Raw genomic sequence first — 23141 nt, 5'->3', positions numbered from 1 at the left:
CCTGGACGAAACGTCGGCTTTTTTCTATGAAAAACGTCTCGATGTTTTTCAGGAAATGGGATGTGCCCGCTTGGCTTGCGGTCAACAAAACGGACATGACCATTTTGGTTGTTGCACCGCTTGTGGGAAAAATTTCTAACGAATAGACCGAAACTTTTCCGACAAATTTTGCGTCCTACGAATAAGGCAATTCCTGTGAGGAAAGGTGGTACTCGAGATGCAGAACAAGTTGCGACAAGTCGGGAAAAAAGCCACTGTTTTGGCGCTTGCCTGGTCAATCGCATGGGCGGGCGCGGCTTTTGGTGAGTGGAATCGGGCACAGGCCAGGGAGGAAAAGCCCGTAGCTTCCGCAGGCTCTTTCCTCGACACAAAAGGACACTGGGCAGGAAAAGAGATTGAATTGGCAGCGAAAAGCGGGTTGATCCAAGGCTTTCCGGACGGCACTTTTCAGCCGGAAAAAACCGTTACGCAAGAGCAATTTCTTGCCTTGGTGGAGCGTGTGCTGCCATCCTATAGCGGATTTGAGCCTGACGCTTTTGTCAAAGAGACGTATTTGGCTCCTTCCGTAGGTCGCTGGTCAGAGCAGACGTACCGTCATTTGGCGGCAGCAGGCATTATGTCGACAGGCAAACCGACAGACGGGATGACCAGACTGGAGGCGGCCCGCATTCTTTTGGCGGCGCTCGGACATCAATCCGAAGGGGAAAAGTATCGGGGAACGACCACGCGCTTTTTCTCTGATTTGTCTACCGCCAATGAACAGGAAGTCATGACCGTCTACCCTGCGTACAAGATGGGCTTGCTCGCCGGATACCCGGACGGCTCCTTCCGTCCCAATAGTGCGATCAGTCGGGCACAGGCGGTCGTGATGCTGACGCGTCTGGACAGCAAAATCGAAGAGCTGTTCCCGGGCGAAGTGACGGCGAGCGAGAAAAAAGGGATGACCGATGCGGTATCGGCGTTTGTCCGCGAAGTAATGGAGCAAAAAAAGATCAGACGCTATGCTGATCTGCAAGCTTACGTCAAAGAGAACAAGCTGAATGTCAGCGAACCGTTTTTGCGCGAGCACTTCTCGTTTATGAAGTACGAAGTCTACGATTACGTGCGGTTCCCGCGATTTAATGAATTGATGTACTATGCCAAAATCGGCACGAACAAATACAGGCTGACCGTGCAATACTATGCGGGAGAGCTTGGCGGAAGCGTCGACAAGACCTTTTACCTGTCCTCCCAGGATGGGAAGACGTTCCGATTGATTGGGAAAGATGAATAGCGGGTGTGGAAAAGCGAAAAAGCAGGGGGCCTTCCCTGCTTTTTTTGCTGCCAGCGCTGTTGCTGTTGCCTGCAAAAGGGGCTACTGTTTTCCTTGAAGCTGACGAATGAGTTTCCGGTTGAAGGCAACGGCGTCATCAGTCGTAGTCGTGTCATTGAGCAGGAAGGTAGTCATATAAGAGGCGTTTTGATGGTGAAAGGAATAAAAGGCATACGTTCCGGAGGCGGCTTCTTTTTGCCCGTATTCGACTGTGATTCCTTCTATTTCGGCTGTCTTGGCGTCATGCAAGGAGTTTTTCATCGTGCTGATTTCCATGATGATGATTGGCCTGCCCGCGTACTCGCCATAAAAGATTTCACGCTGCTGCCTGTTGCGCATTTCCGCTTTTTGCTCGTCCGTGATTGGCAAAAGTTCTCCCTTTTCATCGGTATACACGATGGTTGCGATAGAGGGGCCAGCGATTTGTTGCCCGTTTACGATGGGCGGATAGCGAATTTCTGCATACTTGACGACCAGCTTGTCGTTTGAAGGAACAGCGATATCCATACCGATTTGCTCCTCCATCTGCTTTTCGATAGCCGAGGGAAGCGTGTTTGATTGCGGTTCGGCACAGCCGACCAGAAGCGACAGAGTCATCGCGGTACATAGCAGCAGACGTTTCATTTTCCAGGCTCCTTCCTCGCAAGGATCGTTTTCTATATTTTACCATGCGGGCAGGGCGGGTCGATACTCTGCTCCCCGAACAAAAAAGCGTGCAAGCCTTCGAAGGGCTCTTGCATGCTTTTTTGAAGCTTGTTTTTACACCGTCTGATTACGCCCGGCACCGATTCCGCTCAGGATTACGAACAGGCTGACGAAGCAGAGGATGCTGAGGGGCAGTGTCCACGATTGCTGCCAGTCGTAGACGAGTCCGACGACAATCGGTCCTACCGCGGCCAACAAGTAGCCGATGGACTGGGCCATGCCGGACAAGCGGGCTGCCTGGCGTACGTCTTGTGCACGAATGACGATAAACGTGAGGGCGAGACTGATTGCTGCGCCTTGCGAGACGCCGAGCAAGAGCAGGCAGGCATACAGCAAGACCGTGCTGTTTCCGATCAAAAGCCCGGCGAATCCGAAGAGAGAGCAAAGCCCGATGACGGCAGCCAGCAGACGCTGATTGGACAAACGGGAAGCGATCACCGGGGTGAAAAAGCTCGCGGGCAAGCTGATGGCCTGAACAAGCGAGAGCATCCACCCGGAGCTGGCTTGGCTAATGCCGTGCTGCTGCAAAATAGCGGGCAGCCAGGCGATCGTGCAATAAAACAAAAAGGATTGCAGCCCCATGAACAGCGTGATTTGCCAAGCGAGCAGGGAACGCCACAGCCCTGGCTGCTTTTTTTGCCCGGCGTGTTTGACAGAAGCACTTCCGGCAGAGCGCAGCTGCGGAAGCCAGACAGCGATGGCGAACAGGACGGGAAGCGCCCAGGAAAAGAGCGAGCCTTGCCAGCCCCAATTCCCTGTACTGGCGAGCGGAATACTGATGCCCGAAGCAAGCGCGGCGCACATGGACATCGTCGTCGTGTACACGCTGGTCATCAAGCCGGCTTTTTGCGGGAAACGCTGTTTGACCAGCCCCGGCAGCAGCACGTTGCAAATCGCGATGCCAGCTCCCACCAGCGCGGTTCCGGCAAACAAGGTGAAGACGAAGCCGGACGAGCGCAAAATCAGGCCGATGAGAACGACAAGCAGTCCGGCAAAAAGTGTTCGCTCTGCGCCGAGCCGATGCCCGATCCCAGGAGCCAGAGGGGAGAGCAGCGCAAAGGCGAGCAAAGGAACCGTCGTCAACAACCCGGACATGCTGTTGGACAGTCCGAGATCGCCTTGAATGGAGCCGACCAACGGCCCGACGGCAGTCAACGGTGAGCGCATGGCGAACGTAATCAGAATGATTCCGGCGATGATCAGAAACGGTTTGGGGGTGGCTGGCTGCGCGTTGCTTTTCGCAGTTGCCAATGCTGTCGGACTCATAGGTCAAGACTTCCTTTCTGTATCTGTTCCAAAAGAGCGGTTTTGCTTGCTTGAATCAGGCTCCTTGCCGCTTCCTCGGCTGCGTCTGCATTTTGCTCCGCAATCGCTTGAACCAGCGCTCCATGTGTCTGCGCCTGTTCGTCCATCAACTCTTTTACATCGACCGTACCGCCTACGGACATGTGGAGCGACTCGGTCATTTGCTCGTACAGATCGATCATCACGCTGTTGTGGGTCGCGCGGGCAACCGCGATGTGGAACGCGACATCCGCCGAGATATAGCCCTGGGGGTCGTGTCTGAGCGAGAGGGACGTGTCCAGCTTTTGCCGGATCGTCTGCAAATCGGCTTCTGTCCTGCGGCTTGCCGCCAGTCTGGCGATCTCGCGCTCCAGTCCGTAGCGCACCTCCAAAATTTCCAGTAAAGTCGAGCGCTTGAGCCGACGCTGCATCGCCGCGCCAAACTCGCTCGCTGCGCGGACGTACGTGCCGTCCCCTTGCCGCGCTTCGAGCATGCCAGTGTGAATCAGCGCCTGTACCGCTTCGCGAAGCGTATTGCGGCTGATGCCTAGCTGTTCGACCAATTCAGGCTCAGGCGGGATGCGTTCCCCGACCTTCCATCTGCCAGACTCGATTCGTTCGACGAGCTGCTCCGCGATTTGCTTGACGAGCGAGGAACGAACGGGTTTTTGCAATGTCATGAACGAAACCTCCAAACATCCGATGATTGGGAATGTCGTCATTGTAGCACGGAGAAAGCAGGTGCACAAGATTCATAAGCTAGGAAACTGTTTAAAGCGAAAAAAAGACAGGCGCTTCTCCCGGAGCGGAAGAGGCAGCCTGTCGATGCTGTTGCGAAAGTCATGTTTTTTGATCATCAAGCTTTTTGCTTTTGTTTTTGCCAGACGAGCAAGACGGCAGCGATCACGAGCGGGTACAGCGCAGACCAGCCGAGAAACGGGTACAGGCCGACGGTGAATACAAGCGACGTCCAGGCAGCCAGCCGCCCGAAGCGATGATCGCGCAAAAGCCGCACACCAGCGAGACAGCCGCCGATGTAAGTGGCGAAAAAAGTCGCGTTGGGCAGTTCGATCAGTCGTGCCAAATCAATCAGTCCGAGGTACAAAACCGTCAGCACGACAACAAAGCAGAGGGAGAGAAACAAAAGCCCGCCGAGCGGTGTCCGGTATTTGGCGTGCAGCAGCCCGAACCAGCGCGGAGCGATCTTTTCCTGCGCCAGAGAATAGGCGATGCGCGACGCTGCGCCGATGTAGGCGTTGGTCGTGGCAATACAGATGAACAAAGCCGTCACCGCAACAATCCAACCGCCTAAAGGGCCGAGTGTGAGCTGAACCATGACAGAGAGCGCAGCAGCCGAGATGCCTGCCCCGTAACTGTGGGTGGCTACGGTCATGAACGCTACGGAAAAGTACAGCAAGGCGACGATTCCGGCGCTCCACAGCACACCGCGAATGGCATTTTTCGCCGGATCGACAAATTCTTCCGACAAATGCGTAACCGCCTCCCAGCCGATAAAGCACCAGAATAACAGACCTGCCGCCTGGATGACGCTCAGCCAGCCGTTGGGAACGAAAGGGGTGAAGTTGCTGACGGAAGCGTGGGGCAGGGCAGCGACTACGGCCAAAATCAGGATGGCGATAATCAGGGAGACGACGATGGTCTGGACGCGTGCCGCTACGTGCATTCCGAGAATATTCATGATCACGACTGCGGTCAAAATCAGTGCCGCAGCGGTGTAAATTTGCGTGTCGCCCCAGCCGAGCAACAGGGCAAGGTAGTTCGCTCCGGTCACGCCGAGGATCGGGGCGCCGATGGGCACAGATAATAGAAAGAACCAGCCGACGATATTGCCGAAACGATCGCCGTAAGCCGTGCGGACAAAAGTGGAGACGCCGCCGGAGCTTGGATAGCGGGCGGATAGCAGTCCCATCGTAATCGCCATCGGCAAAACGAGAATCGACATGACCAGCCAGGCGAGAATCGAGGCTGGGCCTGCTTTTTCCGCTGCCAATCCGGGAATCAGCAAGACCCCGGACCCGATGACAGCGCCGATGTACAGGGCGACGATTTGCGGCAGCCGCAACGTTTTGGCCAAGCCCGCAGTTTGCACAGTTGCTTTTTCCATGAATGTTCCCTCTCTTTATGTTCGGTTGTTTGTAGAGGTAGTGTAGCATAGACATTATCATCGGAGTTATCTATAATATTAGATAATTGAAATCGGATTTTTCGATGAAAAAGGAGGGAGCCGTTCATGGATACGCGCTACTTGCTGACGTTCCGCGAGGTGGCAAAATGCCAAAGTTTTACCCGGGCCGCAGAGGTGCTGGGCTACGCGCAATCAAGCGTCACGACGCAGATTCAGAACCTGGAGGCGGATTTTGGAGTGACGCTGTTTGAGCGGTGGGGGCGGAAAATCAGGCTGACCCACGCTGGAGAAGCGCTGCTTGCGTACAGTGAACAGCTGTTGGCCGTTCTCGATGAAGCGAGGGCCAACTTGTCCGAGCAGGCTCAGTTGGCTGGCACGCTGCGCATCGGAACGGTTGAATCGCTTGCGGCGTTTTTTCTGCCTCCTTTCCTGCAAAAATTTCGCCAAGAACACCCGCGCATGCGGATTTTGCTGAAGCCGGGAATTTGTCACGACTTGCGGCAAGGCGTCAAGGAAGGGCATCACGACTTTGCCTTTGTGCTGGATTGGCTGCAAGACCATCCCGAGCTGGTCAACGTGAATCTGGGGGAAGAAAAGCTGGTCGTCATCGCTGCGCCCAACCATCCGCTGGCACAGGTAGAAAAGATCGAAGCGCGCGATTTTATCGGAGCCAACTGGATTTTTACCGAAGCAGGTTGCAGCTATCGCTCGATCATGGAATCGGTTTTGCGCGATGCCGGGGCTGCGATCGAGTCTTCCTCCGAGTTCGGGAGTCTGGAAGCGATCAAGCAATGCGTCGCATATGATTTAGGGATTGCGCTCATCCCTGCTATCGCGGTTGGCGAAGAGGTGAAAAACGGAACGCTTGTCATCCTGCCTTTTTCCCACCCGGATGTCCGCGTTTACCGACAGTTGGTCTACCATAAGAAAAAATGGATGCCGCAAGCTTTGCTGCGCTTCCTCGAACTGTTGACGGCGAGTGCTCCGCCGCAGCCGCTGCCAGGAAAAAGCGACTTGCCCGCTGCGCGCTAGGGAAGCGGCGAGACGATACGCTTACAAGCGATGTGCGACAAAATTGGCGGGAATAGGAAAAACAGATGATGGTTGTACTTGCGTATGATATGATAGACAAGGTTGTGTTATGAGATAAAGGAGGTTACCCATACATGAACACGGTTTCGGAAAGCATTGTAAAAGACATGTCGCTTGCCCATAGCGGCCATTTGAAAATTGACTGGGTAAAAGAGCATATGCCAGTTCTTAACCGCATTCGCGAGCGCTTCGAAAAAGAGCAGCCGTTTGCGGGACTGAAAGTGGCAATCTCCTTGCACCTGGAAGCAAAAACAGCTTACCTGGCAAAAGTGGTGCAAGCTGGTGGCGCAGAAGTGACCATCACTGGCTCCAACCCATTGTCTACCCAAGACGACATTTGCGCGGCTCTGGTTGAAGACGGCATTCGCGTTTTTGCGAAGTACAATCCAGACCCTGCTGAATACAAAGAGCATCTGATCAAAACGCTGGAAACTCGCCCTGACCTGATCATTGACGACGGTGGCGACCTGGTGACCATCCTGCACAGCGAGCGCCGCGATCTGCTGGCTCAAGTGCGCGGTGGGGCAGAAGAAACGACAACAGGTATCCTGCGCCTGAAAGCACTGGAAAAAGAAGGAAAGCTGGAGTTCCCGATGGTAGCGGTGAACGACGCTTTCTGCAAATATTTGTTTGACAACCGCTACGGTACAGGCCAATCCGTATGGGATGGCATCAACCGCACGACAAACCTCGTAGTAGCAGGCAAAACGGTCGTTGTTGCTGGCTACGGCTGGTGCGGCAAAGGGGTAGCTATGCGCGCGAAAGGTCTTGGCGCGAAAGTAATCGTAACCGAGATCGACGCGATCAAAGCGGTAGAAGCGTACATGGATGGCTTCGAAGTGATGCCGATGAGCGAAGCTGCAAAACACGGTGACTACTTCGTGACCGTAACCGGAAACCGCGATGTGATCCGCAAAGAGCATTTTGAAGTGATGAAAGATGGCGCAATCTTGTCCAACGCTGGCCACTTCGATGTCGAAGTGAACAAAGTCGAGCTTGGCGCTTTGTCGACATCGAAACGAATCGTGCGCAAAGACATCGAAGAATTTGTCATGGCAGACGGTCGAAAACTGTACCTTCTGGCAGAAGGCCGCCTCGTAAACCTGGCAGCAGGCGACGGTCACCCAGCTGAAATCATGGACATGACATTCGCGCTGCAAGCTGTTTCCTTGGCGCACGTCAATGAGCAGTACGAGCAAATCGGCAAGAAGGTACTGAACGTGCCTTACGAGCTGGATGCCATGGTTGCTCAGTACAAATTGGAAGCATTGAACATCGGTATCGACAAATTGACCGATGAGCAAAAATCGTATCTCGATAGCTGGGTCGAATAAGACGCGAAACCCGTCCTTTCCCGGCAAAAAAATCAGCGAAAAAATCCTGCTTACAAACGCAGGATTTTTTTTTATAATAGCAAGTAGGCGACAAGGTGGGGAAAAGTGGGGGAAAGTGGAGCCACAGGACAAGAAAGTGGGGGACCAGGGCGTGTTCATGGGGGAATACCAGCATAGCATCGACGAAAAAGGCCGCCTGACCATCCCTGCGAAATTCCGTGAAGGACTCGGAGCTTCCTTTGTCATTACCCGCGGACTTGACCAATGCTTGTTCGCTTATCCGCTGGAAGAGTGGAAGCAGCTGGAGGAAAAGCTCAAGACGCTTCCTTTCACCAAAGCAGATGCACGCGCTTTTACACGGTTTTTCTTTTCCGGTGCAACCGAATGCGAGTGGGACAAGCAGGGAAGGGTAAACATACCGCCCAATCTCCGCGAGCATGCGGGCATGCAAAAAGAATGTGTGATCATCGGTGTGTCCAACCGCGTAGAGGTGTGGAGCAAAGAACGTTGGGAAGATTATTTCGCCCAGTCGGAAGGCTCTTTTGGAGAAATTGCTGAGAAACTGGTTGATTTTAATTTGTAGCAGCGAGAAGAACAGGAGTGACGACATTGTCGTTTCATCATGTAACAGTATTGAGGGATGAGGCTGTAGACGGCCTGAACATTCGGCCTGGAGGCATCTATGTGGATTGCACACTTGGCGGAGCTGGTCACAGCAGCCTGATTGCTTCCCGTTTGACCGATGGCGGTCGTTTGATTGCCATTGATCAGGACGACTGGGCGCATGAAAATGCCCGGGAACGCCTGGCTCCCTATATGGATAAGGTAACATTGGTCAAAAGCAATTTTCGCCATCTGAAGGAGATTGTCAAAGATTTGGGGCTTACAGGTGTAGACGGCATCCTGTTCGATTTGGGAGTGTCTTCGCCACAGCTTGACGAGGGGGAGCGCGGTTTCAGCTACAACGCCGATGCGCCGCTCGACATGCGAATGGATCAGCAAGCGCCCTTGTCCGCTTATGACATCATCAACGAATGGGACGAAGAAGAGATTGCCAAGATCATCTGGCTGTACGGAGAAGAGAAATTTTCCCGGCGCATTGCCCGGCAAATCGTGCAGCAGCGCAAAAAGCAGCCGATTCAAACAACAGGCGAACTGGTCGAGCTGATCAAGGAAGGGATTCCGGCAGCGGCGCGACGCACAGGCGGACATCCTGCGAAGCGAACGTTTCAGGCGATCCGCATTGCCGTCAACGACGAGCTGGACTCGTTCAAAGAAGCCGTCATCGATGCGATCGAGCTTTTGAATCCGGCTGGCCGCGTGAGTGTCATCACGTTCCACTCGCTGGAAGATCGCATTTGCAAGCAAGTGTACCAGGATTATGCCAAAGGCTGCACATGCCCGCCAGCGTTCCCGATTTGCACATGCGGAAACGAAGCGATCGTCAAAATCATCACGCGCAAGCCGATTTTGCCGTCAGAAGAAGAACTGCAAGTCAATCCGCGCGCACGCTCCGCGAAGCTGCGGGTAGCGGAAAAGGTCTAGAGTGAGCAAAAGCGACGAGGAAGAAGGGGTGAGAAAACGTTGAGCTATTACTACCAAGGCAATCTGGCAATGGAACTGGAAAAGGAATCCCGCTCCGTCACCAAAACAACAAAACGAACAGTCCGAATCAAGCCTACCATTCCGACAGGCGAAAAGTTGCTCTATCTCTTGTTTATCTCGCTGACAGTGACCGGTCTGGGAATGGTCGGGGTAAGATACTCGCAAATTTCCCAAATGAACTATGAAATCCAAAGCACCAAAAAAGAGAATCGCCTGATAGCCGAAAACAACGCCACTCTGAAACTGCAAATCGAGCAGCTCAGCAACCGCGATCGCATCCAGAGAGAAGCCGAGCGACAAGGCATGGTGTACAATGCGAATGCCGTACATACGATTGGTCAGGAGAACGGAAAGGCGAGTTCGCTTCAACAAAAGCCAAACCAGCCTTAAATCAATGTTACTGCGTCTATTGTGCGGTAACATTTTTTTCTTACCCCCGATCAATGACGTGATGGAGTGAGTGGAAATGGATACGAAACGACTGGTGAACTGGCGCATCCTTATTTGTGCGTTGTGCCTGATCTTGATTTTTTCCACCTTGAGTCTGAGGATTTACTGGATTCAGACGGTGGAAGCAAGCAAAATTATGGATAAGGCTACGGAACAATGGGATCGGGCCCGGACGCTGCAACCGATGCGCGGAGCGATCAAGGATCGAAACGGCGAAATTCTCGCTTTCGATGGCAAGGCGTACACGGTGAACGCCAGGTTGAAGGGGCGCGATGACAAGGACAAGGATTTCGTCAAGGACCCTTACTATACAGCGAATGCTCTTGCCCCGATCCTCAACGCTCCGGTTCCTGAACTTGTGAAAATGCTGACCAAGCCGAACACGGTAGTCGAGCTGGGCCGCTATGGCAGAAAAATTAGCGAGGAACAAAAAAACCGGATTTTGGCGCTGCAATTTCCCAAGCTTCCCAGTGGGCAGCAAGTGGAAGAAAACCAGCTTCCGGGGATCTTTTTAAATGAAACGACCAGACGTGTGTACCCGAACAACAGCTTTGCCTCACACGTAATCGGGTACTTGGACCTGTACGACCAGCCGAAAATGGGAATCGAGCTTCAGCTCAACAAGGAACTGGCCGGAGAACAAGGGCAGATGGAGTATAAAAGAGACGGGGCAGGCTATCAGCTTCCGGACAGCCAGGGCCAATACGTCCCGGCAAAAGACGGCTACGACGTCTACCTCACCCTTGACAGGCAAATCCAGGATTACGTCGAGCAAGCGCTGGATGTCGTCGATCGCCAGTACAAGCCAAAAGGCATGACGGTCATCGTCTCCGATCCGCAGACGGGCGAGATTCTCGCGATGGGCAATCGTTCGCAATTTAATCCCAATACATACTATAACGGGATTACCAACTATACAAACCATGCGATCACTTCCATGTTCGAGCCTGGTTCTACGTTCAAGATCATTACGCTTGCAGCCGCGATTGAAGAAGGGCTGTTCAATCCAAATGAGACGTACGACTCTGGTAAATACACGATCAAGGGACAAGTTCCGATCCGCGACCACAACAACGGGGTGGGCTGGGGAAGAATTACGTTTCTGGAAGGGGTTCAGCGTTCCAGTAACGTAATGTTCGCGAAGCTCGGCTACGAACGCCTCAAGCTGGAAAAGCTCAGGGCGTACTTTAAAAAGTTCGGGATAGGTTCTTTGACCGAAATCGAACTGCCTTACGAGAAAGAAGGAAACCTGATCAACCTGGAGAAGCCGCGCTCTCCGCGTGACTGGGCAGCGTCGACTTTCGGACAAGGGGTGACAGTTACAGCTATTCAGCAGATCGCCGCAGTCGGGGCGATTGCCAATGGCGGCGAGCTGTTGAAGCCGCATATCGTCAAAGAATTGCGCGACCCGCACACCGGAGCGGTTGTGAAGCGCAGTGAACGCGAAGTGCAGAGACGGGTCGTTTCAGAAGCGACCGCGAAGAAAACCCGCGATATTTTGGAAACGGTCGTGACAGGCGAGCACGGAACAGGGAAGCTGTACGCGATCGACGGCTACCACGTCGCAGGGAAGACGGGAACGGCGCAAAAGTACGACCCGAACACAGGCAAAATCATGGACGGCCACTACATCGCTTCCTTTATCGGTTTTGCGCCAAAAGACAACCCGCGTCTGCTCGTGTACGTTGTCATTGATGACCCGGAAACGAGTGATTCGTATATATACTGGGGAAAAACGATGATTGCGCCCACGTTCAAGACGATCATGGAGCGCAGTTTGCAATATTTGCAACAGCAGCCGGATTTCTCGCGGGTGGAAGCGGATAAAGGAAACGGGAAAAACGACAAGAAATCACAAGCACAAGTATTGGCGGCTCAGCCTGTAGCGAGTCAGACTTTGCCCAAGTTTGAAGGGATGTCGACGACGGCGGCGCAACTGCGCGCGAAGCAGGACAATCTGACGGTGACGGTGCTCGGAACAGGCACGAAAATCGTGGAGCAATATCCTGCCGCTTACGAGCAAACGGTGCCTGGCAAGCAAATCATTTTGGTGACGGATCGTCTGGATGGGGCGAAGATGCCTGATTTCAAAGGGAAGTCGCTGCGCGAAGTCATGGAATTTACTTCGCTTCTGAATATCGACGTGCAAGCCGCAGGAACAGGCTTTGTCGTACAGCAGAGCATCGCTCCGGGCACGGCGCTCACAGGCAAAGAGAAGCTGCTGATTACGCTGCAATCAGAGTCGCAGCCGCCGCCCGCGCCACAACCGCAGGAAGGCACAGCGCCAGCAGGCACAGCGTCACCTGATGGCGCTACGCCGCCGCCAGCGTCTGGAACTGGAACGACTGCGCCGACGAATCCGACAGGAGAGCAGCCTGCGGGTCAGCAGGGCGGACAGCAGGGAAGCACCGGGTCCAACCAGCAAGCTCCTCCAGCTGGCACACAAGCAGGTCAGACAAGTCCAACTCCATAGTTCTATCCCGTCCCCCCGACGAATAAGGTAAGGAAGAGACAACCTATTCGAGGGGGGACTCGCTTTGCGGGTATCCAATGCTACTGTACGCCGTCGCATTTTTATATCGCTTGTCATCGGCATTGTCCTGTATACGGCGCTCATCACCCGACTCGGGTATGTGCAACTGGTAGAAGGGCCGAAGCTGGCGCAAATGGCTGACCAGCTGTTGAATCGGGAAATCGACTTCAAGCCGAATCGCGGCCGGATTCTCGATCGGAACGGCAATGAGCTGGTCTCCAACATGACAGTGCCAACCGTTGTCGCCGTTCCCGCACAAATCAAGGATGCGAAGGAGACAGCCCGGCAGCTCGCGATCATTTTGGAGCAAAAAGAAGAAGATGTGTACCAGGCGATCACGAAGAAACAAATGAGCAATGACAAGATTCCGGGCGGGAAAAAGCTGCCGATCGAAAAAGCGCGAAAAATCCAGGAGCTGAATCTGCCGGGGATTTACTTGGCCGGGGATTCCAAGCGCTTTTATCCGAATGGCTCCATGGCCGCGCATATTTTGGGCTTTACCGGGATCGACAATCAAGGGTTGACCGGACTGGAAAAGATTTACGATCCATTTTTAAAAGGAACGGACGGACACATTTCGTTTCCCTCTGACGCCAAAGGACGCGTGATGCCCGGCGGCTCCGAAGATTACGTAGCTCCGGTAAGCGGAATGGACATGTATCTGACCATCGACAGTGCGATCCAGTCGTTCATCGAACGGGAGCTGGATCAGGCTGTGGTCGCCTATCAGCCGGATGATGTTCTGGCGATCGCGATGAATCCAAAGACGGGGGAAATTTTGGGGATGGGCAGCCGCCCGACGTTCCAGCCGGACGAATATCAGAACTACCCGACGGAAGTGTACAACCGGAATTTGCCCATCTGGAAAACGTATGAGCCAGGTTCGACATTCAAGATTGTCACGCTCGCTGCGGCATTGAACGAGGGCGTCGTATCGCTCGATGAAGGCTTCTACGACCCCGGCTTCATTACGGTCGCGGGAAAGCGGCTGCGCTGCTGGAAACGGCAAGGACACGGCCAGGAGACGATGCTGGAAGTCGTGGAGAACTCGTGCAACCCGGGTTTCGTGACGATGGGCCAGCGGCTGCAAAAAGAACGCCTGTTTGAATACATCAAAAAATTTGGCTTCGGACAAAAAACAGGAATCGATTTGATCGGAGAAGAGAACGGACTGTTGTTCAATCTGAACCGCGTCGGTCCGGTTGAGCTGGGCACGACCTCGTTCGGGCAAGGCGTTTCCGTTACGCCCATCCAGCAAATGGCGGCTGTTTCGGCAGCGATCAACGGCGGGAAGCTGATGAAGCCGTTCGTCGCCAAGGAATGGCGCGATAGTGTCACACACGATATCGTAGCGCGGACGCTGCCGACGGAAGTGCGGCAGGTCATCTCGGCAGAGACTTCCGCAAAAGTCCGGTACGCCCTGGAGAGTGTCGTCGCCCAAGGGACAGGGAACAAGGCGTACATCGAAGGCTACCGTGTCGGCGGGAAGACAGGAACCGCGCAAAAGGTCAAGAACGGACGATACATGGACGGGGAGTACATCGTATCCTTCATCGGCTTTGCTCCGGCAGACGATCCGCAAATTGTCGTTTATTTTGCAGTCGACAATCCGAAAGCACTGGCTTTTGGCGGACTGATTGCCGCGCCCAGCGTCAAGAGCATCATTGAATCTTCCTTGCAGCACCTGAATGTGCCCAAGCGCAAAGACGGGATTGCCAAGGAAATCAACAAAGCTTTGGGCGAGCGGGAACCGATCGAAGTACCGAATATGGTCGGGCAGACGATGAAAGATGTCGTCCAGACGTACGAGACGCTTCCGCTGGTCGTTTCGGGCAAAGGCACCTATGTGATTGCGCAGTCGCCAGCACCGGGAGTAAAAATTGAAGAGGGCGGAAAAATTCGCATACATCTTGGTGACAAATTGAGCAATTAGCTATAAAATGAGATTTCGAAGGCGGAGGGAAGTAGGCTTGTCTACAATCGCTCTGCCTTTGTTCGTCACCAAAACGGATTCGTGTCATTTCGGTAAAAAAGGGCAAATTTCTGTCTATACTAAGTTGGAGAATGGGGTGCCTGTTTCATGTTTCTACGGGATCTGCTCATGCCTTTGTTGCCAGTGAAGGTTTCGGGGGATGACAGTATGGAGATTACGGGTTTGACAGCAGACTCGCGCCAGGTTAAACCGGGCTACTTGTTTGTATGTCTGACAGGGTATACCGTGGATGGTCATACGTTCGCGGCCCAGGCGGTGAAAAATGGCGCCGTTGCCGTGTTATCCGAACAAGATCTGGACGTGCCAGCGACTATTGTCAGGGTGCCGGATACCCGGCGGGCAATGGCTATGCTGGCTGATCGTATTTTCGGATCTCCCACAAGAGAGTTAAAGGTGATTGGGGTTACGGGGACAAACGGGAAGACGACCACCACTCATCTGATCGACAAGATCCTGCGCGATCGGCGCAAGCAAACAGGCTTGATTGGCACGATCCACATGCGAATCGGGGATGTTATCGAAGAAGTGAAAAATACGACTCCCGATGCCGTGGATCTGCAAAGAAGCTTCCGTCGCATGTGCGATGTGAACACAGACTATGCGATCATCGAGGTGTCCTCTCATGCGCTTGAGTTGGGACGGGTGCGCGGCTGCGACATCCATACCGCGGTCTTTACCAATTTGACGCAAGATCATCTCGACTATCATAAAACGATGGAAAACTATCGCTACGCCAAGTCTTTGCTGTTTTCCCAGCTCGGCAACCACTACGATCCGAATTGCCTGAAGACAGCCGTGCTGAACGCAGATGACGAGGCATCGAAGCTGTATGCAACCGTGACACCTGCGCGCGTCGTGACGTACGGCATCGACCAGCCCGCAGACGTCCAGGCCAAAAACATCGAGATTACGAGCAAAGGAACCTCGTTTACGGCGGAAACCTTTGCGGGTACGATTGACCTCAACCTGAAGCTGATGGGGAAATTCAATGTGTATAACGCATTGGCAGCCATGGCGGTTACACTTGCAGAAGGCGTGAGCCTCGAAGACATCAAGGCGAGCCTGGAAGCAGTAGCTGGTGTCAACGGACGTTTTGAAGCCGTAGATGCGGGTCAGCCGTTCGCTGTTCTCGTCGATTACTCGCATACGCCGGACAGTCTGGAAAACGCCTTGATGACCGTCAAGGAATTTGCCAAAGGCAACGTGTTCTGCATTGTGGGCTGCGGGGGAGACCGCGACCGCACGAAGCGCCCGATTATGGCGCAAATCGCAACGAAATACGCGGATATGACCGTCTTAACATCAGATAATCCTCGCTCCGAGGAGCCGCAGGCGATCCTTGCCGACATGCTCGCAGGCGTGCGCGATGTGTCTGCTGCGCGTTACACGGCAGTGACGGACCGCCGTGAAGCGATTCATTATGCCGTTTCCTTGGCGAAGCCGGACGATGTCATTTTGATCGCCGGAAAAGGCCATGAGACGTATCAAATCATCAAAGATCAAGTACTGCCCTTCGACGACCGTGAAGTTGCGCGGGAAGCGATTGCCCGGTACAACCAAGAATAGAGACAGATGCGACACATTGGCATCGAAAGAAAGGAGGCTCGGGCATGTTCGCTGACAACGTCCTAATCGTCACGATCGTCGCCGCGTTTCTCATTGCCGTACTGATTGGCCCACTGTTTATTCCCTTCCTTCGCCGCCTGAAATTTGGGCAGGCAATTCGGGAGGAAGGACCGCAATCCCACTTCAAGAAGGCTGGTACCCCTACGATGGGGGGCACCATCATTCTGCTGGCACTTATATTTACCGTGTTGAAGTTTGCCAATGCTACAATGGAAATTTACTTCCTGCTACTGGTGACACTCGGCTACGGTTTGATCGGATTTTTGGATGACTTTATCAAGATCAGGAAGAAGCGCAACCTCGGCTTGACCGCCAGACAAAAGTTTGCCGGTCAGATTGTGCTGGCTATCGGCGCGTATATTTTGCTGCTGATGATGGGGCATGACACGTCGCTGCATTTGCCAGGCACGCCATGGAAGCTGGAGCTGGGCTATTTCTACTTCCCGTTCCTCTTGTTCTTGCTCGTCGGCACGACCAACGCTGTAAACATTACGGACGGTCTGGACGGCCTTTTGGCTGGTACGGGAGCGATCGCTTTCGGGGCGTACGCCATCATTGCCTGGTTCGGGCAAGATTACGACACGGCGATTTTCAGTGCAGCCGTCGTCGGTGCGGTTCTCGGCTTCCTCGTGTTCAATGCCCATCCGGCCCGCGTGTTCATGGGGGACACAGGCTCGCTCGGTTTGGGGGGAGCACTCGCCGGAATTGCGATCATGACGAAGACAGAGTTGCTTTTGGCGATTGTCGGTGGGGTGTTTGTCGTGGAGACACTGTCTGTCATCTTGCAGGTCGTTTCTTTCAAGACACGGGGCAAACGAATTTTTCGCATGAGCCCGCTTCACCATCATTTTGAATTGACAGGCTGGTCCGAGTGGCGTGTCGTCGTCACCTTCTGGCTGGTCGGCATGTTCTTTGCCGGATTGGGTGTATACCTTGAGGTGGTGACAATCAGATGATGCGTTATCATAATCAGCACGTAGTCGTTTTAGGAATGGCGAAAAGCGGTGTAGCAGTGGCAAAACTGCTGCACCGCTTTGGCGCTCATGTCGTGGTTAACGATAAAAAGCCGCGGGAAGAAGCGAGCGGGATCGAGGAGCTGGAAGCGCTCGGAATTACCGTCATTTGCGGGCACCATCCGGAAGATTTGATTCATCCGGGGGTGTCTCTCGTTGTGAAAAATCCGGGAATCCCTTATGAAGCGCCGCCAGTGAAGCAGGCGCTTGCTCTCGGTATTCCTGTCGTGACGGAGGTAGAGCTTGCCTCCCAGATTGCCAAGGCACCGATCATCGGCATCACGGGCTCCAACGGAAAGACAACCACGACGACGCTCGTTGGACAAATTCTCAAGGAAGCGGGTCTTGATGTGCTCGTTGGCGGCAACATCGGAACCGTCCTTTGCGGTCTTGCGGAAGAAGCTGGGCCAGACCAGTGGCTGGTCGCAGAGCTGAGCAGCTTTCAGCTCATGGGAACGCGAGAATTTCGCCCGCACATCGGTGTTTTGCTCAATCTGTCCCCTGCTCATCTCGACTACCACCATACGCTGGAAGAGTATCTCGACGCCAAGCTGAAAATGTTCGCCAATCAGACCGCAGACGATATGGCGATTTTGCCGTTTGACCAGCCGGACATTCTCGCGAAATGCGGCGAGCTTCCCGCACAGACGTACTATTTCAGCAAAACGCAGCAAGTCTCGCGCGGGGCATTCGTCCAGGATGGCGTCATTTTGTTCGCCGATGGACAGGGCGGGACAGAGGCGATTATCGCTGTCGAGGAGATCACGGTTCCGCATTTGGACAATGCGCTCGCCGCGATTCTGGTAGCGAAGCTGACTGGCGCTGATACGCGTGCGATCGTGCAGGTGCTTTCGACTTTTGCCGGGGTAGAACATCGCATGGAATACGTGGATTCCATCGCCGGAGTGAAGTATTTCAACGATTCCAAAGCGACCAATCCGGAGGCGGCTTCCCGTGCCTTGCAGGCGTGCCAGGAGCCTGTCGTCTGGATTTGCGGCGGGTTGGATCGCGGTGTTGATTTCAAGGAACTGTTGCCTGTCATCAAGGGCAGGGTAAAAGCGGTCATCGCATTGGGACAGACCGCACCGATTTTGCTTGCGCGGGCGGAAGAAGCAGGGATTAACGAGCGAATCCATGTCGATACTGTGGAGAAAGCCGTTCTTGCTGCTTCCCGGTTGGCGCAATCAGGTGACGTGGTGCTGCTCAGCCCGGCGTGTGCGAGTTGGGATATGTTCCCCTCGTTTGAAGCACGGGGGAGCATGTTTAAGGACGGCGTGCATAGACTGAAAACAAGCCTAGCATAACGTCCCACAAAAGCTTCATGAATACAGCGTGAAACGGGACGGCATGAGAAAGGATGACCTGGCACTATGAGCAAGGTACGCTCTGCCCCCGACTTCGTAATTATTTTTGCAACACTTTTTTTATTGGGAATTGGCATCGTGATGGTGTACAGCGCCAGTGCGATCGTCGCCCAGAAGCCACCCTTTTCCGATCCGTACTTTTTTGCCAAGCGGCAGCTGATTTTTGCCTTGCTCGGCATCACATCGATGTACATCACGATGAACATTGACTATTGGGTATGGAAACAATGGGCCAAGCCGGGCTTTTACGCCAGTATCGGGCTGTTGATTCTGGTGCTTATCGTCGGGATTGAAGTGAACGGCTCGAAAAGCTGGCTTGGCTTCGGGGCTTTCGGAATCCAGCCTGGCGAGTTTGCCAAGCTCGGCGTCGTCGCGTTTTTGGCGCGGTGGCTGTCCGACAACCAGAAGCAAATTGTGCAGTTCCGCAAAGGATTGATGCCCGCTCTGGCGATTCCGATGGTTTGTTTCGGCCTGATCATGCTTCAGCCCGACCTGGGTACAGGCACAGTATTGACAGGCACGGCGATTGTGATGATTTTCGCGGCAGGAGCGCGAATCAGCCACTTTGTCGGCTTGGGCATGATCGGGGTGGTTGGCTTCATCGGACTGGTACTGTCAGCTCCTTACCGCATCAAGCGGATTACTTCTTTTCTCGATCCTTGGTCTGACCCGCTCAATACAGGCTACCAAATCATTCAATCGCTGTATGCGATCGGCCCAGGCGGTTTGCTCGGCCTCGGTTTGGGACAAAGCAGGCAAAAGCATCTGTACTTGCCGGAACCGTACAATGACTTCATTTTCTCCATTGTGGCGGAAGAACTCGGCTTCATCGGCGGTACGCTCATCTTGCTGTTGTTCCTGCTGCTTTTGTGGAGAGGGATGCGCACAGCGATCACGGCCCCCGATCTGTTCGGCAGCCTTTTGGCGCTCGGGATCATCGGAATGATTGCGATCCAGGTCGTCATTAACATCGGGGTCGTGACAGGCATGTTTCCGGTGACGGGGATCACGCTGCCGTTTTTAAGCTATGGAGGATCATCCCTGACACTGATGCTCACAGGTGTCGGCGTTCTCCTGAACATATCTCGGTTTTCTCGATCATGAATGAACAGCAGGAAAAAGGTGCGATGCTTCGCACGTGGGCAATCTGTTTTCTCTGCATAAAAAGGGTGTGAGAGTATGCGCGTCGTCCTTACAGGCGGTGGCACAGGTGGACATATTTATCCGGCGCTTGCGGTGGCGAGGGAAATTTCTCGCCAAACTCCGCAGGCTGCCTTTTTGTATATCGGCAGTAAAAAAGGGTTGGAAGCCCAGCTCGTACCGCGAACAGAGATTCCTTTTCAGTCCGTCGAGATCAGCGGGTTGAAGCGGAAGCTGTCGCTGGACAACCTGAAGACCTTGTGGAAATTCGTCCGGGCCGTGTCGGATGCGAAAAAAATGCTGCGCGATTTTCAACCGGATGTCGTCGTGGGCACGGGGGGATACGTCTGCGGGCCAGTCGTCTACGCAGCCTCGCGCTTGGGCATCCCGACCTTGATCCACGAACAAAACGTCGTTCCTGGTCTGACCAACAAATTTTTGTCGCGCTCGGCTACCCGGGTGGCCGTATCTTTTGCAGAGTCTCTCGCGTACTTTCCAGAGGGGAAAACCGTGTTTACTGGCAATCCGCGGGCGACAGAAGTGATGCATGGCAACGCGGAGGCGGGCCGTGGCTTTCTGGGGGTAGACGCAGGCAAAAAAATCGTCCTGATCTTTGGCGGCAGCCGGGGAGCGAGGGCGATCAATGAAGCGGTGCTTTCTGTTGTTACCGAGTTGGGCAAATATGCCGATACTCATTTTGTATACGTAACCGGAGATGTTCACTTTGATAAAATCTCCAGCGAGCTTGCCGCAAAAGGGAAGCTTCCCGAGAACATTTCCGTGCTTCCATTCGTCCATAACATGCCGGACGTTTTGGCGGCGACACATATACTGGTCGGACGTGCAGGTGCATCTACCTTGGCAGAAGTGACGGCTCTCGGCGTTCCGTCGATTTTGATTCCGTCTCCGTATGTGACGAACAACCATCAGGAGAAAAATGCGCGCGGCCTTGAACGTGCAGGTGCAGCGCGAGTCATTGTGGAGAAGGAGCTGAGAGGAGAGCGCCTGCTTCAGGAAGTGGAAAGCTTGCTGCACAGCGATGAGCTGTGGAAGCAAATGAAAGAGAGCGCCCTGTCGCTGGGAATGCCGAAAGCAGCCACGGAAATCGTGCGCACCTTGCAGGAAGTCTCCGCAAAAAAATGATCAGATGGGCGATTGTCACGCCGATCTGGGCGATCGCATAGTATGGAGCAAACACGTGAGAAGACTTACAGGTCCGACCTAGCAAACGTATCAGGAGGTTCACAAATGATAAATATTGCAGATGAGCTGAAGCAAGCAGGGATCGGAAAAGTGTGGACCAATGAGCCTCTCGCCAATCATACGACATGGCGGGTTGGCGGTCCTGCTGATTTGTTAATCCAGCCCAAGGACAAAGAATCCTTGCTAAAAGCCTTGCAGATCATCCATCGTCATGAAATTCCTTGGAGTGTTATCGGGCGCGGCTCCAACCTTCTGGTGAGGGACGGAGGGATTCGCGGAGCCGTGTTCAAAGTGGCTGAGGGCTTGAGCCACTGCGAGTTCAGGGGTGAAGAGGTGTGTGTGGGTGCCGGATATTCCATGATCCGCCTGGCGGTGGAGACAGGCAAGATGGGATTAACAGGGATGGAATTCGCAGGAGGGATTCCTGGTACGGTAGGCGGAGCCGTCTATATGAATGCAGGGGCACACGGATCTGATCTTTCACGTATTCTTATTGAAGCCGAGATTCTTTTCGCAAACGGCGAATGTAAGGTGTTGAGTAACGACGAACTGAGCTTTAGCTATCGGACTTCTCTTTTGCAAAAAGAAAAAGGGATTGTGCTGGAAGCCCGTTTTCAACTGCGTCCAGGCGATCGCAAGCAGATTGCCGCGACACTTGCGACCAACAAGGATCGGCGACGCCAGACACAGCCGTTGCAAATGCCGTGTGCGGGCAGTGTGTTCCGCAACCCGCCGAACGATCACGCAGGGCGTCTGATAGAAGCAGCGGGGCTGAAAGGCTATCAAATCGGTGGAGCTCAGGTTTCAGAAAAACACTCGAATTTCATCGTGAATTGCGGGGGAGCCACGGCTACCGACGTCCTCACCTTGATTGAGCATGTTCGGAGCACAATTCTTGCGAAATACGGAATTGATCTGCATCCGGAAGTTCTGGTGGTGGGCGAGGGGTAACACGGAGGTGAAAGTTTGGAGACTTTTGCGATCGAAGGCGGAAGACCTCTGTCCGGTTCGCTTCGGATCCAAGGAGCTAAGAACGCTGCTCTTCCCATCCTTGCCGCTGCTGTTCTTGCGGAAGGGCAATTCTATATCTACGATGTCCCCCATTTGAAAGATATCAAAGTCATGCTGGAGATAATGACGGCACTGGGGGCCAACACGAAGCACGTGGACGGTTGCGTCGATCTGGATACAACGTCTGTCTCCGTCCCGCATGTGCCAGATGATTTAATGAGCCAGATGCGATCTTCTATTTTTCTCGCCGGGCCGCTTCTGGCCAGGTTGGGTGAAGTCACCATATCGCGTCCCGGTGGCTGCGACATTGGTGAACGCCGAATTGACCTGCATTTGTCTGGTCTTACGGCACTCGGGGCTAAAATAGAAGAATCCGAAGGCTACATTACTTTTCGGGCAAAGCAATTGCGCGGGACCAACATCTTTCTTTCCTTCCCCAGCGTGGGCGCGACGGAAAATATCATGATGGCGGCAGTCTTGGCAAAAGGGACGACACGCATCTGTAATGCGGCTCGGGAGCCGGAGATTATCGACCTGCAAAACTTCCTGAACGCCATGGGTGCGCGAATAAGAGGGGCAGGAACCGATACGATTGAAATCAGCGGCGTACCGCGGCTTCGCTCCGTCAGCTACCGGATCATTCCCGACAGAATTGTGACGGGGACGTATGTGCTGGCGGTCGGCATTGCCCAAGGGCATGTGGAGCTGACCAATACATTGCCTGAGCAACTCACGGCATTGATTGAGGTTGCCCGTAGCTGTGGTGTTGAAATCAAGACCCGCCATGATATAATGGAAATCAAAAGCAACTCCCGTCCTCGTGCTTACGACCGGATCATCACCTCGCCGTATCCAGGGTTTCCGACTGACCTGCAGGCGCAGCTGATGGTGTTTCTGTCACAGGCGAGGGGAACCAGCGTCATCAAGGAAACGATTTTTGAAGGAAGATTCAAACATGTGAATGAATTGGCGCGAATGGGCGCCTCTATATACGTAGATCTCGGCTCTGCTATCATTCGCGGCGTCGGGAAGCTGACCGCCACGAATGTGGAAGCGACAGATCTGCGAGCAGGCGCTGCTCTCGTATTGGCAGGGCTTGCGGCAGAAGGCATTACGACGGTGAATCAGATTCATCATATCGATCGTGGATACGATCGCCTGGAAGAGCAATTGCGCAGGCTGGGAGCCGACATCACGAGGGTTTCGATATGATCGAGGGAAGTCAAGCGGCATAGTGCTATGCCGCTTTCCCTGTTTTGTATAGTTACATTTATTTGGAAGAAATCCATTTATTCCCTTTTGAATGAATTATCTTGCGGGCGATGAGCCT

At 53.9% G+C, this 23141-nt stretch carries 19 protein-coding genes; 15 read left to right on the top strand and 4 right to left on the bottom strand.

From position 1 onward, the window contains the following. Positions 1-217: 217 nt before the first annotated feature. On the top strand, positions 218-1273 hold the full coding sequence (locus HP435_RS18235; protein ID WP_173599292.1) for an S-layer homology domain-containing protein: 1056 nt from the start codon (positions 218-220) through the stop codon (positions 1271-1273). A gap of 81 nt (positions 1274-1354) precedes the next feature. On the opposite strand, the gene HP435_RS18230 is transcribed toward HP435_RS18235, so the two are convergent. The 4 genes from HP435_RS18230 to HP435_RS18215 all read right to left on the bottom strand — a co-directional run bounded on the left by HP435_RS18230 (position 1355) and on the right by HP435_RS18215 (position 5426). Continuing rightward, the gene (locus tag HP435_RS18230; protein ID WP_122964993.1) at positions 1355-1936 is read right to left on the bottom strand and encodes a hypothetical protein; all 582 of its coding nucleotides are present in this window, start codon (positions 1934-1936) and stop codon (positions 1355-1357) included. Between the two features lie 135 nt (positions 1937-2071). Then, a complete protein-coding gene (locus tag HP435_RS18225) occupies positions 2072-3283 on the bottom strand; it encodes a CynX/NimT family MFS transporter (protein ID WP_122964994.1) in 1212 nt (403 codons plus the stop codon). Continuing rightward, complete coding sequence (locus tag HP435_RS18220) at positions 3280-3981, bottom strand: FadR/GntR family transcriptional regulator (protein WP_173599291.1); 702 nt, start codon at positions 3979-3981, stop codon at positions 3280-3282. The genes HP435_RS18225 and HP435_RS18220 overlap by 4 nt, the downstream gene beginning before the upstream one ends. Before the next feature lie 176 nt (positions 3982-4157). Further along, on the bottom strand, positions 4158-5426 hold the full coding sequence (locus tag HP435_RS18215) for an APC family permease (protein WP_122964996.1): 1269 nt from the start codon (positions 5424-5426) through the stop codon (positions 4158-4160). A 126-nt stretch (positions 5427-5552) separates the two neighbouring features. On the opposite strand from HP435_RS18215, the gene HP435_RS18210 reads away from it, so the two are divergent. The 14 genes from HP435_RS18210 (at position 5553) to murA (ending at position 23023) form a co-directional block, all read left to right on the top strand. Then, positions 5553-6479: a LysR family transcriptional regulator gene (locus HP435_RS18210; RefSeq protein WP_122964997.1), complete on the top strand. Its 927-nt coding sequence runs from the start codon at positions 5553-5555 to the stop codon at positions 6477-6479. Positions 6480-6613: 134 nt separating this feature from the next. After that, positions 6614-7873 (top strand): adenosylhomocysteinase, encoded by a 1260-nt coding sequence (locus tag HP435_RS18205; protein ID WP_122964998.1) that lies wholly within the window; start codon positions 6614-6616, stop codon positions 7871-7873. Between the two features lie 151 nt (positions 7874-8024). After that, on the top strand, positions 8025-8456 hold the full coding sequence (gene mraZ / locus HP435_RS18200) for a division/cell wall cluster transcriptional repressor MraZ (protein WP_063230384.1): 432 nt from the start codon (positions 8025-8027) through the stop codon (positions 8454-8456). Positions 8457-8473: 17 nt separating this feature from the next. Beyond that, entirely contained in the window at positions 8474-9418 is a 945-nt protein-coding gene (gene rsmH, locus HP435_RS18195) for a 16S rRNA (cytosine(1402)-N(4))-methyltransferase RsmH (RefSeq protein WP_122964999.1), read from the top strand. A 39-nt stretch (positions 9419-9457) separates the two neighbouring features. Then, on the top strand, positions 9458-9868 hold the full coding sequence (gene ftsL, locus HP435_RS18190) for a cell division protein FtsL (protein ID WP_122965000.1): 411 nt from the start codon (positions 9458-9460) through the stop codon (positions 9866-9868). 76 nt (positions 9869-9944) lie between these two features. Further along, positions 9945-12401, top strand: coding sequence for a penicillin-binding protein (locus HP435_RS18185; RefSeq protein WP_173599290.1), 2457 nt, complete (start codon positions 9945-9947; stop codon positions 12399-12401). Positions 12402-12465: 64 nt separating this feature from the next. Next, entirely contained in the window at positions 12466-14394 is a 1929-nt protein-coding gene (locus HP435_RS18180; RefSeq protein ID WP_122965002.1) for a stage V sporulation protein D, read from the top strand. A 147-nt stretch (positions 14395-14541) separates the two neighbouring features. Next, entirely contained in the window at positions 14542-16020 is a 1479-nt protein-coding gene (locus tag HP435_RS18175) for a UDP-N-acetylmuramoyl-L-alanyl-D-glutamate--2,6-diaminopimelate ligase (RefSeq protein WP_173597037.1), read from the top strand. A 44-nt stretch (positions 16021-16064) separates the two neighbouring features. Continuing rightward, entirely contained in the window at positions 16065-17036 is a 972-nt protein-coding gene (mraY, locus tag HP435_RS18170; RefSeq protein WP_122965004.1) for a phospho-N-acetylmuramoyl-pentapeptide-transferase, read from the top strand. Further along, entirely contained in the window at positions 17033-18397 is a 1365-nt protein-coding gene (gene murD, locus HP435_RS18165; RefSeq protein WP_173599289.1) for a UDP-N-acetylmuramoyl-L-alanine--D-glutamate ligase, read from the top strand. Before mraY ends, murD begins: the two co-directional genes overlap by 4 nt. A gap of 66 nt (positions 18398-18463) precedes the next feature. Then, entirely contained in the window at positions 18464-19561 is a 1098-nt protein-coding gene (gene spoVE, locus HP435_RS18160; RefSeq protein WP_122965006.1) for a stage V sporulation protein E, read from the top strand. Positions 19562-19636: 75 nt separating this feature from the next. Beyond that, complete coding sequence (gene murG / locus HP435_RS18155; protein ID WP_122965007.1) at positions 19637-20740, top strand: undecaprenyldiphospho-muramoylpentapeptide beta-N-acetylglucosaminyltransferase; 1104 nt, start codon at positions 19637-19639, stop codon at positions 20738-20740. Positions 20741-20845: 105 nt separating this feature from the next. Next, positions 20846-21751, top strand: a complete 906-nt coding sequence (gene murB / locus HP435_RS18150) for a UDP-N-acetylmuramate dehydrogenase (RefSeq protein ID WP_122965008.1) — start codon at positions 20846-20848, stop codon at positions 21749-21751. A gap of 15 nt (positions 21752-21766) precedes the next feature. Next, entirely contained in the window at positions 21767-23023 is a 1257-nt protein-coding gene (murA, locus tag HP435_RS18145; RefSeq protein ID WP_122965009.1) for a UDP-N-acetylglucosamine 1-carboxyvinyltransferase, read from the top strand. Positions 23024-23141 lie beyond the last annotated feature (118 nt).

It is taken from the genome of Brevibacillus sp. HD3.3A, assembly GCF_013284375.2.
Taxonomy (GTDB): Bacteria; Bacillota; Bacilli; order Brevibacillales; family Brevibacillaceae; genus Brevibacillus; species Brevibacillus parabrevis.
Note: the sequence above shows the minus strand (reverse complement) of the source record. Positions and strands in the feature narration are given on the sequence as shown.

Bases quoted from the DNA above. Each gene is read 5' to 3' on its own strand.
- mraY (WP_122965004.1), top strand. From the start codon at position 16,065: ATGTTCGCTGACAACGTCCTAATCGTCACGATCGTCGCCGCGTTTCTC.
- HP435_RS18175 (WP_173597037.1), top strand. From the start codon at position 14,542: ATGTTTCTACGGGATCTGCTCATGCCTTTGTTGCCAGTGAAGGTTTCG.
- murD (WP_173599289.1), top strand. From the start codon at position 17,033: ATGATGCGTTATCATAATCAGCACGTAGTCGTTTTAGGAATGGCGAAA.
- murB (WP_122965008.1), top strand. From the start codon at position 20,846: ATGATAAATATTGCAGATGAGCTGAAGCAAGCAGGGATCGGAAAAGTG.
- HP435_RS18220 (WP_173599291.1), bottom strand. From the start codon at position 3,981: ATGACATTGCAAAAACCCGTTCGTTCCTCGCTCGTCAAGCAAATCGCG.
- murG (WP_122965007.1), top strand. From the start codon at position 19,637: ATGCGCGTCGTCCTTACAGGCGGTGGCACAGGTGGACATATTTATCCG.
- HP435_RS18205 (WP_122964998.1), top strand. From the start codon at position 6,614: ATGAACACGGTTTCGGAAAGCATTGTAAAAGACATGTCGCTTGCCCAT.
- HP435_RS18235 (WP_173599292.1), top strand. From the start codon at position 218: ATGCAGAACAAGTTGCGACAAGTCGGGAAAAAAGCCACTGTTTTGGCG.
- HP435_RS18230 (WP_122964993.1), bottom strand. From the start codon at position 1,936: ATGAAACGTCTGCTGCTATGTACCGCGATGACTCTGTCGCTTCTGGTC.
- HP435_RS18225 (WP_122964994.1), bottom strand. From the start codon at position 3,283: ATGAGTCCGACAGCATTGGCAACTGCGAAAAGCAACGCGCAGCCAGCC.
- HP435_RS18185 (WP_173599290.1), top strand. From the start codon at position 9,945: ATGGATACGAAACGACTGGTGAACTGGCGCATCCTTATTTGTGCGTTG.
- HP435_RS18215 (WP_122964996.1), bottom strand. From the start codon at position 5,426: ATGGAAAAAGCAACTGTGCAAACTGCGGGCTTGGCCAAAACGTTGCGG.
- HP435_RS18210 (WP_122964997.1), top strand. From the start codon at position 5,553: ATGGATACGCGCTACTTGCTGACGTTCCGCGAGGTGGCAAAATGCCAA.
- spoVE (WP_122965006.1), top strand. From the start codon at position 18,464: ATGAGCAAGGTACGCTCTGCCCCCGACTTCGTAATTATTTTTGCAACA.